The sequence below is a fragment of the Streptomyces sp. SudanB5_2050 genome (genome assembly GCF_964272335.1).
GTDB classification, from domain to species: domain Bacteria; phylum Actinomycetota; class Actinomycetes; order Streptomycetales; family Streptomycetaceae; genus Streptomyces; species Streptomyces rochei.
Genome location: NZ_OZ186760.1, coordinates 4123587 through 4135616, shown reverse-complemented (window position 1 = coordinate 4135616; position 12030 = coordinate 4123587). Strand labels below are relative to the sequence as shown.

Below are 12030 nucleotides of genomic sequence, written 5' to 3'. Positions count from 1 at the left end.
ACCTCCAGCGACTTGAGTGGAACAGGCTCAAGTGTGCACGACGCCATCGGCTGGGTCAACAGAGGTGAGTCGAGCGGACTCAACTCTTATCCGTTCCTTACACGCAATGGCGCGCTGACCTGCACTTTTTCGCTGTTTCGAGTCTGGCGAACCGGAAAAATCGCCCCTCGGGAGGACGCCGCAGGCCCCACTTCGGTTGCCCTCGACGGCTCCCGGTCGACGGTCCGCGCCCGGCCCGCCGGCCCGTACACCCGCACCCGCGACAGCGCCGCCACCGCGACGACCACCCCGCCCGCCACCCACAGCACCGCCACCCGGCCGGCCCATCCGGTGTGCACGAGGACACCCACGAGTACCCCGCAGAACGAGGCCAGGCCGAGCGTCACCGCGGCGCCCGGCGGGGTCAGCCCGAGCCGCCGCAGCCGGTGGGCGAGATGGTCGGGACCGCTCCGCAGCGGGGGCCGCCGCGCCAGCCGGCGGGAGAGGAGGACGAGGACGGCGTCGGCGCCCGCCACCGCGGTCAGCGCGAACAGCACCCCCGCGCCCGTACCGGGCTCGTGCCCCGCCCGGGTGAAGACGGCCGCCCCCGCCAGCAGGAAGCCCGCGAAGAGCGACCCGCAGGCGCCCAGCGCGACCCGCGCGGGATGCCAGTTGTGCAGCAGGAACCCGGTCAGCGCGGCCGCCAGCACACTCAGCAGCACCGCGAGCGCGTCCATCACCTCGGCGGCGGCGCAGGCGGCGACCCCGAAGGCGGTCACCACCCCCACCGTGCCGGCCACCCCGTCGGCGTGGTCGAGCCCCTGGAAGGCGGCGGCGACCAGCGCGATCCAGACCACGGCCAGCCCGCCGGCCACCGGCCCGGTCACCTCGTACGGCACCACGCACGCCGCCGCGACGGCGCTGCCGGCCACCACCCAGCGCCGCCGCAGCCGCCACACGTCGGCGGCGAGGCCGAGCGCGCCCACGGCGGTGGCCGCCACCAGCAGCCGGCCCACCGCCGGACCGAGCGGCACCACCCCCGTCCCATCGCCCACCCATGCGACCAGCCCGGTCACCAGGACGACGGCGACCCCGCCGAGCAGGGGCACGGGCCGGCGGCGACGCCGGTCGAGGAGGGCGAGGCGCAGGGCCGGCGCCCTCAGCAGCCCGGCGAGCAGGGCGGCGAGGAGGAAGGAGGCGGTGGCGGCGGTGATCCCGTAGAGCACGGGCATAAACTATGCCGACTATCACGAATTGCTATGAATTGCCCGTTCGGTACGGCGTGGCGCCGGACGCCTGACCCGGCGGAGGGCACCCGCGCGGGACGCCGCACCGCCGGTCAGGGTTGCCTCAGCGACGCAGATCACCGCACGTCCGACTACAGTGCGGCGAAGGACGGGGGTAGTCTCAGACAGACTGATTAAGTTACCGCTTAGTAATACCGATACCGAGCGGTGCTGAACGCAATACCGCCCCTTCGCAACCTCGCAGGCCCGAGGAGCCCCCAAATGCAACTCGCCGCGATCATTGTGTCGCTGGTCCTGATCGTGGTCGGCGTGGCACTGTTCGGCCGCGCCGTCCTGCAGATCTACAACTCGATGCGGCTGGGCCAGTCCGTGCCTGCCGGGACGCGGACCGACGAACCCGTTCAGCGCACCCTCACCGTGGTCCGGGAGTTCCTCGGCCACACCCGGATGAACCGCTGGGGCATCGTCGGGGTGGCGCACTGGTTCGTGGCGGTGGGCTTCTTCTCCCTGCTGCTGACGATCGTCAACGCCATCGGCCAGCTCTTCCAGGCCGACTGGATCCTGCCGGTCATCGGCGACTGGGCGCCGTACAACGTCTTCGTCGAGTTCATCGGCACCATGACGGTGCTCGGCATCCTCGCGCTGATCGTGATCCGGCAGCTCAGCCACCCGCGCAAGCCGGGCCGCAAGTCCCGCTTCACGGGCTCCAACTTCGGCCAGGCGTACTTCGTCGAGGCCGTCATCCTCATCGTCGGCGTCTGCATCTTCATGCTGCACGCCCTCGAGGGCGCCCTGCACCACGTGGACGGCTACGAGGCGTCGTTCTTCATCTCGTACCCGGTCGTCTCCGCGCTCCAGGACCTGGACCCGTCGACGCTGCAGAACCTGGTCTACTTCTTCGCCGGCCTGAAGATCGCCACCTCCTTCATCTGGATGATCACGGTCGCCCTGAAGACCGACATGGGCGTGGCCTGGCACCGCTTCCTGGCCTTCCCGAACATCTGGTTCAAGCGCGACGCGAAGGGCGGCACCGCGCTCGGCGCGCTGCTGCCGATGACCTCGGGCGGCAAGCCGATCGACTTCACCGACCCCGGTGAGGACGACGTCTTCGGTGTCTCCCAGGTCGAGCACTTCTCCTGGAAGGGCCTGCTGGACTTCTCCACCTGCACCGAGTGCGGCCGCTGCCAGTCGCAGTGCCCCGCGTGGAACACCGGCAAGCCGCTCTCCCCCAAGCTCCTGATCATGTCCCTGCGCGACCACGCGCACGCCAAGGCCCCCTACCTGCTGGCCGGCGGCGGCAAGACCATGGAGGGCGAGGAGAAGGCGTCCGAGGAGCAGCTCAAGGGCGTTCCCGCCGCCGCCCTCGCCGAGGCCGAGCGGCCGCTGATCGGCACCCTCGAGGAGAACGGCGTCATCGACCCGGACGTCCTGTGGTCCTGCACCACCTGCGGCGCCTGCGTCGAGCAGTGCCCGGTCGACATCGAGCACATCGACCACATCGTCGACATGCGCCGCTACCAGGTCATGATCGAGTCCGCGTTCCCGTCCGAGGCGGGCACGATGCTCAAGAACCTGGAGAAGAAGGGCAACCCCTGGGGCCTGGCCAAGAAGCAGCGCCTGGAGTGGCTCAAGGAGGTCGACTTCGAGGTCCCGGTCGTCGGCAAGGACATCGAGGACCTCACCGAGGTCGAATACCTCTACTGGGTCGGCTGCGCCGGCGCCCTGGAGGACCGCGCCAAGAAGACCACCAAGGCCTTCGCCGAACTCCTCCACATGGCGGGCGTCAAGTTCGCCATCATGGGCGGCGACGAGAAGTGCACCGGTGACTCCGCCCGCCGCCTCGGCAACGAGCCCCTCTTCCAGGAGCTCGGCATGGAGAACGTCATGTCCCTCAACGCCGCCTTCGGCGAGGAGATGGACGACGACGGCAAGGTGACCGAGGAGTCCCGCAAGCCCAGGTCGGCGAAGAAGATCGTCGCCACCTGCCCGCACTGCCTCAACACCCTCGGCAACGAGTACCCGCAGCTCGGCGGCGACTACGAGGTCATCCACCACACCCAGCTGCTCCAGCACCTGGTGGACGAGGGCAAGCTGGTCCCGGTCACCCCGGTCGAGGGCATCATCACGTACCACGACCCCTGCTACCTGGGCCGCCACAACAAGATCTACACGCCCCCGCGCGAGATCATCGCCGCCGTCCCCGGCGTCCGCAACGAGGAGATGCACCGCCACAAGGAACGCGGCTTCTGCTGCGGCGCCGGCGGTGCCCGGATGTGGATGGAGGAGCGGATCGGCAAGCGCATCAACAACGAGCGCGTCGACGAAGCCCTCTCCGTCAACCCGGACATCGTCTCCACCGCCTGCCCCTTCTGCCTCGTCATGCTCACGGACTCCGTGAACGGCAAGAAGAACGACGGCAAGGCCAAGGAGTCCATCCAGGTCGTGGACGTCGCCCAGCTCCTGCTGGACTCCGTCAAGACCCCGGCCGACCCGGCCGGGGACGCGGAGCCGGAGACCGAGCCGACGCCGGAGCCGGTGAAGTAACCGCTCCTTCGGTCCGTGACCGACACCCCCGGGACCCGCACGGGCCCGGGGGTGTCGTCGTGCGAGGGGTCAGGGTGCCGTCGGGGAGCACCCGTAGGGGATGTCACAGCTCGGCCGCAAAGGTCACCCGTAAAGGCCGGGCCCCGCACGTCACTCTCCGGGAACAGGTACGTTCGAAGGCGTGGCTGGATTCAGGATCGGACGCGGCCGGGACAACGGCGCTCCACACGCGCGACCGCACAACCCACCGTACGGACAGCAGGCGCCCCAGGGACCGTCGTACGGCGGTCCCGCGACGCCTCAGCCGCCGTACCCGCAGCAGCAGTACGGAGGCGGCGCACCGGGCCCGGGCGGCGCACCGTGGCCGCAGCCGCAGCACGGCGGGCACGGCGGCGGGCACGGTGAGCCCGAGTACTTCGGCGACGGCGGCTACGGCCAAGGCGGCCACGCGGGCCACGTCCCGCACGACCCGTACGCGGCCAACAACCCGGGTCACACCCAGGCGTTCACGGTCGGCGAGGACCCCTACAACCAGGGCGAGACCTACCGCGCCGGCTCGGCCCCGCCGCCCGGCCCGATCGGCCCGCGCCTGCACTGGAAGGCACTGCTGAAGGGCGTGATCCTCGCCCCCAACCAGACCTTCCTCCAGATGCGGGACTACGCGATGTGGGCGCCGGCGCTCATCGTGACCTTCCTCTACGGCCTGTTGGCGGTCTTCGGCTTCGACAACGCCCGCGAGGAGGCGATCAACGCCACCCTCTCCAACGCGATCCCGATCGTCCTGACGACGGCCGTCGCGATGGTGCTGAGCGCCTTCGTCCTGGGCGTGGTCACCCACACCCTGGCCCGCCAGCTCGGCGGCGACGGCGCGTGGCAGCCCACGGTCGGCCTCTCCATGCTGATCATGTCGCTCACCGACGCCCCGCGCCTGGTCTTCGCGATGTTCCTCGGCGGCGACGCGTCCTTCGTCCAGGTCCTCGGCTGGGCCACCTGGGTGGCGGGCGGCGCCCTGCTGACCCTCATGGTCGGCCGCTCCCACGACCTGCCCTGGCCCAAGGCGCTCGGCGCGTCCGCGATCCAGCTGATCGCCCTGCTGTCGATCGTGAAGCTCGGCACGTTCTGACGCCGTCACACACGCACGAAGGGCCCCCGGCACGCCGCCGGGGGCCCTTCTCGTACCGCGCGCCGCGAAGCGCTCAGGCGTCGAGCACCTGCCCGTCCCGCCGCACCACCGGCGGCTCCACGCTCCACGGGAAGTTGATCCAGTCGTCGGTCCGCTTCCACACGTACTCGCACTTGACCAGCGAGTGGGACTTCTCATAGATCACGGCGCTGCGCACCTCGGCGACCGTGTCCAGGCAGAAGTCCCGGACCAGCTTGAGCGTCTTGCCGGTGTCGGCGACGTCGTCGGTGATCAGGACCTTCTTGTCGGAGAAGTCGATGACGTTGGGCACGGGCGCGAGCATGACCGGCATCTCGAGCGTGGTCCCCACGCCGGTGTAGAACTCCACGTTCACGAGGTGGATGTTCTTGCAGTCCAGCGCGTACGCCAGCCCACCCGCCACGAACACCCCGCCCCGCGCGATGGACAGCACTATGTCCGGCTCGTACCCGTCGTCGGCGACGGCCTGCGCGAGTTCGCGCACGGCGACCCCGAACCGCTCGTAGGTCAGATTCTCCCGAACATCACTCATGCGCGCGTCCTGCTCATACCTGGGTCCGATGGAAGTTGAGGAAGGACCGGGAGGCGGTCGGCCCCCGCTGGCCCTGGTAACGGGACCCGTACCGCTCGCTCCCGTAGGGGTGCTCGGCCGGCGAGGTGAGCCGGAACATGCACAGCTGCCCGATCTTCATCCCCGGCCACAGCTTGATGGGCAGCGTCGCGAGGTTGCTGAGTTCGAGCGTCACGTGTCCGGAGAACCCCGGGTCGATGAACCCCGCGGTGGAGTGCGTGACCAGCCCGAGCCGCCCGAGCGAGCTCTTCCCCTCCAGCCGCGAGGCGAGGTCGTCGGGCAGGGTGACGACCTCGTACGTGCTGGCCAGCACGAACTCGCCGGGGTGCAGGATGAACGGCTCGTCGCCCTCCGGCTCCACGAGGCGAGTCAGATCCGCCTGCTCCACGGAGGGGTCGATGTGCGGGTACCGGTGATTCTCGAACACCCGGAAGTAGCGGTCGAGGCGCACGTCGATGCTCGACGGCTGCACCATGGAGTCGTCGAAGGGATCGATGCGGACCCGCCCGGAGTCGATCTCGGCCCGGATGTCCTTGTCTGAGAGAAGCACGCACCGAGGATACGCAAGGCGCGCGGAGCAGCGACAACCGCCGCCACGCCGCGCGCCCGAACCGCTCTGCGTCTGTGCTACCGCTGCTCCGCTGCCGCTGCCGCGCTACTGCTTCTGCGCAACCACGGGCACGGCACTCCGCAGCCGCGCACACCGCGGACATCGGACGAGCCGGCCGGGGCCGAGTCGCTCGGCCTGCTGCATCGGGAACGAGGCGGCGGTGAACACGTGCCCATCGGCACAGCGGACGACGGTGCGCTCCATCAAGTCCTTCAAGTCCCTTCCCCAAGAGCCGCGTCTGGCTTGCTACTACCCTGACGACAAAAGCCACAGTACGGGATGAAAGAGACGACTCTCCAGGCGGCACTCCGGCCCCCCGCACACCCTCTTCGGGGCCCCCACGGTACGCCCCAACTCGACGCCCCCGCAGCCGCATCACCCCACCCGAACGACCACTGGCCCCACGGCGCGAACACCGGGGGCCAGCGATGAGGTAGAGTGACGAAGCATCCAGGCACCGACCTCGGTCGGCGTCTCGTGCGGGTGTAGTTTAATGGTAGAACATCAGCTTCCCAAGCTGAGAGCGCGAGTTCGATTCTCGTCACCCGCTCCACGAAGAAGGCCCAGGTCAGCGACCTGGGCCTTTCTGCTGTTCATGGTGATCACTCGTCGCGTGCCAGATCCGTGCCAGAACGCTTCTCGTCGGCCTCCCGGGCAGCCTCTTCGCGGACCTTCCGGACCGTCGCGTCGAGGCCGGCGGCGACCTCCTCCTGCCGCTCCTCGTCGGAGTGCTGGTAGATCAGCGCGGTCTTCTCGGAGGACTGCCCTGCGCGCACCATCGTGTCCTTGAGGATGGCCCCGGAGCGTGTCGAGAGCGTGTGTTCGGTGTGCCGGAGGTCGTAGAAGCGGAAGCCGTCGGGGAGACCGGCGACCGTACGCGCCCGCCGCCACTTCCGCCCGAACGAGTGCGCCGGAAGGGCGCCCCCCCTTCTCACCGACGAAGACCAACCCGTCCGGCCCTTCTCAGCAAACCAGGCGAGATGTTGCCGCACCTCCTTGCGGAGGAAAGCCGGGAGGACTACGGCCCGCACGCCCGCATCTGACTTCGTCTCGCCGGGAGCGCACTGACTCTTGTCGACGGCACATATAGCGTGGTTGAGGCCAGTGGGGGTGCAGCAAGGCATACGCGTGCGTGGTCGGTCGGCGCGCCCGCCGTCGTGGTTGACTGTCGTCGGCCGAGCCTCAGACGGGGTGCATCGAGGGGTGCCGGCCGTCAGTCGGGTGTGGCAGAGCTAGGCCGTCCCTGAGCCGTCCGAGGTCGCTAGAAAGTGGCCCATGACGACCACCAGGCGCACGGGTCCACGACTCCTAAGCAGCGAGAACCCAGCTCACCAAGATCCCCGGCGAGACCCAGGGCAAAAGGAAGTGGCCCGAGTGGATCAGACTCTGCTGTCTACCTGCATCCCTACAGATGAGGGACCTGATGCGCGCACGGTTCCCTATGTTCGCGATGATCGCTTGCGTGGGCGTGACCACCTGTGCCAGCGGCCTGTGAAGAGCCGCTCAACGATCATCATCAGTACCAAGCTCGTGCCCACCATGCCGCAGCCCTGAAAGAACAGGGTGCTGAATAGTGCCTCCCGGAGGGTCATAGCAACTATGAGGCAGCCCACTACAAACGCAAGTGTGCCCACGAGTTGAAGCAGAACGTAGAGCGATGTAAGCGTGTTGCGGACACTCCCATACGACTGAGGCCGTGATTGCTCCCCATGCACGTGCACTGTCAGATGCTGATCACGTCCAGCCTGGTACACACGCCCGTCGCCCTCGGCATGGCCATACATCTGCCGCCGAGAGCCTTCCTCGTCACGCTGGCCCGGGGCCATCATCATCGTCCCCACCTGGCGCTCATCACTCGCTGATGAACTGGTTCCCGCCTGCTTGGTACACCCGGCCGTGATCACGGGCCTCGGCGTTGAAGGTGATGTTCGTTCTGTGCGAGCCGGCTTCCGTGAATCTGGATAGCAAGCTTTCGAACTCTGTCGCAGCGGCCCGGTCCTCCAGGAAGAGTGTCAGCATGCGCCCCTGCCAGGCTGACTGAAGAGCCTGACGTATGGGTTGGATCTCCGTGTCAGGAGCGGCGAGCAGCGCAGAACGCGACGTATCAAGGTCTCGTTCCAGCTCGGCAGCGGAGTCTGGGCGGAATCGGCGCCACAGATCAACGACGCCTGATCGAAGTGTCTGCCAGCCGTCCGTCGCCATGGCCGATACGACGGCCGCACCGCCTGCGCTGGCCAAGGCGATCAGCGTCGGCTCCACCAGCTTTCCTCCCCGTTTGGGCCCAGTGAATCGATCTTAGCGAGCAACTCCGGCATGCTGCACGGTACTTCACGTGTGTCGCTAGTCGTAACTGACTACCGCACATCCTGGGCGACTCGGACGACTCCCGGGGTTAGGGCGGAGGAGCGTGCCATATGCGTGCCTGATCGTGCGGGAACCACGGGGAACACCGGGGACCAGCCCAGTGCCAAGCAAGCCCCGAGGGCGCGTCACGGCAGATCAGCCAAGCAACCGGGCGTAGATCACCTTAGCTGTCAAGCTGAGAGCGCGAGTTCGATTCTCGTCACCCGCTCCATAATGAAACTCCAGGTCAGTGGCCTGGGGTTTGTTGTCGTCTAGACCAATTAGGGGTGCCGTGCCCTGCACCGAAGAGCTGTCCATTCCCCGGACGGAGTGCAAGATCCCGGTGTACATTGTGTGCGGCGCTGCTGCGGCAACGTGTCTCGCTACATCCGGTCCCGGCGTCGGAGCGAGCAATGGGCTTTTGAGAGTCACCCGCAGTTAACAGTCAGTACGCCTTTGGGCATCCGATCTGTCTCTTCTTGTCGTCGCCGGGCGGCAAACAAGGAGGGCCGACGCATGTCCAGCTCAGGCAACACGAACCGTCTGGCCAAGAAGATCCGCAACCAGACGTCACTCAGACTCTCGACTGCTTCCAGGCTCGCTCGGCAGGCCAACATCTACCTTGGTTCCTTTGTCGCAGACGCCGCCGATCTTCATCAGCGTCGACTAGAAGCACACATGGCCCATGTGTTGGCAAGCAGCTTCAAGGACCGTCAACTCAACGGTGCTCTTCTTGGAGTGCGTGAAGCGCGGCCAGATGGTGAGAGCTTGGATCTGGCCCTGGAGTCCGACATGGCGGACGAGGTTCTGCGAGAGCTCCTGCCGCGGTTCGATCACATCTACGGAGGCATCCGCGGAGTCCCCGGGCTTCGCATCCGAGGGAACGAGGACCGCGTCGTTCTCCACGACGCCCGCGGCCCGGCGCAAGTCACCGTGACCCGCTCCGATCGCGGTCGCATGCGCCTGCCGTCTGCGCGCGAGGATGAAGTGCTTCTTTGGAAGCGTAGCCCTGACGACCTCTCTCGCGACGAAAGGCAGGAGGCCGAGGAGTGGGCCGACTCGGAAGGCAGCGCGAACCTACGGGTGCGCGATCTGTTGATGAGTCGAATTCTGCGTTGCCCACGGTTGGTGAACAGAACAGCCAAGCCGCACGGGTACGCCAACTGCTACACGCATCACTCCGGCGATCTTGTCATCGAGTGGTGCTGCGGCGACACCGTGGAGACACTCTGCGCAAACCTTTTAGCTCACGGCATCGCTGACGGCCTGCCACGGGAAAATGCTTTCGAGTTGCTCTCTCCTCACTCGGCTCACCTCGGCGATCGCACAGTGATCTTGAACCGTCACGGTTCATGCCTCTACGGCAACAAGGCTTGGGATGTCGTGGACTACATCAAGAAGGGCTACGACTCATGACCTTGTCTGCGTTGGTGCTGGTAGTGCCGGCTTGCGTGGTCCTGGGTGTGGTCGCACGTTGCGGGCGAGACCTGGCAGTGCTTCGCCGCCTGGAGCGACTTCTGGAGGGCTGCGACCAGGGGCAGCGAGCTGAGGTTTGTCGAGTCCTCGCCGCCTCGTTGCACACGGCTGGGACATCGAATCCGCCGGATGCCCCACCGACCGAGGGGTCTAGGTAAATCTCTGAAGGTAGAACGTGGCCGTGAGGTTATGAGGGATGTCACGATAGAGCCCTGTCGCAGGCAATGTGCTGAGGCCGTCCATCGCTGCTTCTGCCCCACTCCTCTGCCAGGTCGCGCAAATGGTCGGCGAACAGCAGGGCGTCGATAGGTCACCTCCTCTGTTGCGAATCCCAGCTTTGGCCATCCAGCAAATCGCTGAACTGCTGATTGGACTGGGCCCCTACCGGCTCTGGCCCGGCTCAACCTGCTCGGTGTCGAGCATGACGTGATGTACGCGGAAGCAGACGACAGGGAGTCCATGGCCGACCCTCCAGCATCCGCGCCAGTCCCCTGTTGGCCTCAGTACCACCGAGGTCGCCGCGGCCGGCCCACAGTCGGCGCGCCGCGTCAACCGGAGCCGCGACTTGCACAAGGTCGGCCGCAGTGACATCCAGGGCGCAACCACGCGTGAACTGCGCGACGCGCAGTGACTGAAGGATGCAGACATGTTCGGCCGAGAGCGGGCGCTCGGCAGACGAGAAGATCGAGTTCACGCCTGTTTCAACGCGACGGCGCTCGCCGCGTGACAGTGCCACGTCGGTGGCATCCCTAGCCCGGCCTATGTCAAGTGGCGGACTCCACCGTGCGTTCCTCGACCCAGCGGGCGACAACGCTCAGGGTCGCCAGTGCTCCAGCGCCTCCTGCTCGGACCACGCCACCTCGTCTTCGTGAGCAGCAACGTTGCGCAGCATCAGGAAGGCTTCGGCGGCAGAATACTTGGCACTACAGCACCCGTCAGGCAGGAGCATGCGCCTGCCTGGAGCGCGCCAGCGCCCCGCGCCAAGGCTGCCGCCCCAACCGGCCCGCCTGCGAGGCGCCAGGGCGGGTTACAGCTTCGCGTGCTTCAGCAAGATTTGGAGATCGCTGTCACGCACCAGGGGAATCCCTTGCGGGTGCTGGTTCGCCAACGCCGAGAGTGGTACCGGCGAGCGGTACAGAGCGCGCGTGGCGCCCAGGTTGAGCACCGCTGGGAACCGCCATGGGTACTTGGCATCTCCCAGCACCTCGTAGGGCTCGCCCACGACCTCCGCGACGGCGGCCACTTCCTTCACCGGAGTGGCGAAGTAGACCCAGATGCGATCACCGGGCGACATGTGGCGTCGCCTAGCCAGCCACCACTCCCGCCGGGGAGCGGTCTTGGCAAGGTCCAGCACTCGCTCCTTGCTGGAGTAGTCACCGTCCATGGTGGTGTCCGTCGGCTTCACGATGAACAACCAGTCGCGCATGATCCGCCTTCCCTACCGTTCCCACGACTGCGGCCGCGCCGAGACGGCTGCCGCACGGTCACGCCGTCTCGCCAGCTCCTGGGGGGAGCCCGGCCACGCACCCGGGGCACCAGCCGCCGCTGTCGCGCCACGGGCGTTCTTCGTTCTGTGTGGACAGCGCCTTGGCGTGTCGGTGCAGTGTGCAGGCCAGCGCATAGGTGCTCTCTTCCCTCCGGATGACCTGGGCGTGTTCCTCGGGGTGGTCGTAGACCAGGTCCCATCCCGGGATCACAGACGGACCGAGAGCATCGACACGGCGGCGGCCGTCACTGCTGACGTGGGTGGTGCGCTCCATGCGGTTGGTCTCCTCTGTGGTGTCCCGCCCCGGCCTTCGGCGTCGCCTGGCGCCCCAGGGCGAACGGCGTGCATCGGAAGGGTGAATGTACCCCTGAGCCGTATTCGTGCGAGGTGATGTCCGCATGCGCGAGCTGATGGAGCTGTTCCCGCTCGTGGTTTCGCGCGACCCTAGCCTTAAGCGTGTACATGTCGTGTCTCGCGCATATCGGCTGTTATGCCGCCTGCAGGTGCGCGCGGCACCGGGCTACGCGTCATTCCTGTGGTACCGCTAACGCTCAAGGCATAAGGGAGCCATCGACCGGACGGCCTCCCCACACTTTGGGCCACTGTCGGCTG

At 67.2% G+C, this 12030-nt stretch carries 9 protein-coding genes, 1 tRNA gene and 1 pseudogene; 4 read left to right on the top strand and 7 right to left on the bottom strand.

Annotated elements, in window-relative coordinates; genetic code table 11:
- Positions 1 to 86: 86 nt before the first annotated feature.
- Positions 87 to 1205: an MraY family glycosyltransferase gene (locus ACFZP7_RS18430; protein ID WP_385634859.1), complete on the bottom strand. Its 1119-nt coding sequence runs from the start codon at positions 1203 to 1205 to the stop codon at positions 87 to 89.
- 282 nt (positions 1206 to 1487) lie between these two features.
- Here ACFZP7_RS18430 and ACFZP7_RS18425 point away from each other — a divergent pair, with 282 nt between their 5' ends.
- The gene (locus ACFZP7_RS18425; protein WP_385634856.1) at positions 1488 to 3770 is read left to right on the top strand and encodes a (Fe-S)-binding protein; all 2283 of its coding nucleotides are present in this window, start codon (positions 1488 to 1490) and stop codon (positions 3768 to 3770) included.
- A gap of 181 nt (positions 3771 to 3951) precedes the next feature.
- Positions 3952 to 4893: a Yip1 family protein gene (locus ACFZP7_RS18420; RefSeq protein ID WP_031017326.1), complete on the top strand. Its 942-nt coding sequence runs from the start codon at positions 3952 to 3954 to the stop codon at positions 4891 to 4893.
- 73 nt (positions 4894 to 4966) lie between these two features.
- Here the strand turns inward: ACFZP7_RS18420 and ACFZP7_RS18415 are convergent, their stop codons facing one another.
- Together ACFZP7_RS18415 and dcd are read right to left on the bottom strand one after the other, a co-directional pair.
- Entirely contained in the window at positions 4967 to 5464 is a 498-nt protein-coding gene (locus ACFZP7_RS18415; RefSeq protein ID WP_019324878.1) for a phosphoribosyltransferase, read from the bottom strand.
- A gap of 13 nt (positions 5465 to 5477) precedes the next feature.
- Positions 5478 to 6053 (bottom strand): dCTP deaminase, encoded by a 576-nt coding sequence (dcd, locus tag ACFZP7_RS18410; RefSeq protein WP_019324877.1) that lies wholly within the window; start codon positions 6051 to 6053, stop codon positions 5478 to 5480.
- Between the two features lie 539 nt (positions 6054 to 6592).
- On the opposite strand from dcd, the gene ACFZP7_RS18405 reads away from it, so the two are divergent.
- Positions 6593 to 6666: transfer RNA gene (locus tag ACFZP7_RS18405), tRNA-Gly, on the top strand.
- Between the two features lie 49 nt (positions 6667 to 6715).
- Here ACFZP7_RS18405 and ACFZP7_RS18400 read toward each other — a convergent pair.
- Positions 6716 to 7174: pseudogene (locus ACFZP7_RS18400) on the bottom strand (site-specific integrase); the annotation flags it as partial.
- 790 nt (positions 7175 to 7964) lie between these two features.
- Positions 7965 to 8372: a hypothetical protein gene (locus ACFZP7_RS18395; protein WP_385634854.1), complete on the bottom strand. Its 408-nt coding sequence runs from the start codon at positions 8370 to 8372 to the stop codon at positions 7965 to 7967.
- 600 nt (positions 8373 to 8972) lie between these two features.
- Here ACFZP7_RS18395 and ACFZP7_RS18390 point away from each other — a divergent pair.
- Entirely contained in the window at positions 8973 to 9872 is a 900-nt protein-coding gene (locus tag ACFZP7_RS18390; RefSeq protein WP_385634853.1) for a hypothetical protein, read from the top strand.
- A 1087-nt stretch (positions 9873 to 10959) separates the two neighbouring features.
- Here the strand turns inward: ACFZP7_RS18390 and ACFZP7_RS18385 are convergent.
- Together ACFZP7_RS18385 and ACFZP7_RS18380 are read right to left on the bottom strand one after the other, a co-directional pair.
- The gene (locus ACFZP7_RS18385) at positions 10960 to 11358 is read right to left on the bottom strand and encodes a hypothetical protein (RefSeq protein ID WP_385634851.1); all 399 of its coding nucleotides are present in this window, start codon (positions 11356 to 11358) and stop codon (positions 10960 to 10962) included.
- 58 nt (positions 11359 to 11416) lie between these two features.
- On the bottom strand, positions 11417 to 11692 hold the full coding sequence (locus ACFZP7_RS18380; protein WP_109204673.1) for a hypothetical protein: 276 nt from the start codon (positions 11690 to 11692) through the stop codon (positions 11417 to 11419).
- Positions 11693 to 12030 lie beyond the last annotated feature (338 nt).

Excerpts from the sequence above, each read along its gene's own strand:
- ACFZP7_RS18390 (WP_385634853.1), top strand. The coding sequence starts at position 8,973 with ATGTCCAGCTCAGGCAACACGAACCGTCTGGCCAAGAAGATCCGCAAC.
- ACFZP7_RS18415 (WP_019324878.1), bottom strand. The coding sequence starts at position 5,464 with ATGAGTGATGTTCGGGAGAATCTGACCTACGAGCGGTTCGGGGTCGCC.
- ACFZP7_RS18385 (WP_385634851.1), bottom strand. The coding sequence starts at position 11,358 with ATGCGCGACTGGTTGTTCATCGTGAAGCCGACGGACACCACCATGGAC.
- ACFZP7_RS18425 (WP_385634856.1), top strand. The coding sequence starts at position 1,488 with ATGCAACTCGCCGCGATCATTGTGTCGCTGGTCCTGATCGTGGTCGGC.
- ACFZP7_RS18380 (WP_109204673.1), bottom strand. The coding sequence starts at position 11,692 with ATGGAGCGCACCACCCACGTCAGCAGTGACGGCCGCCGCCGTGTCGAT.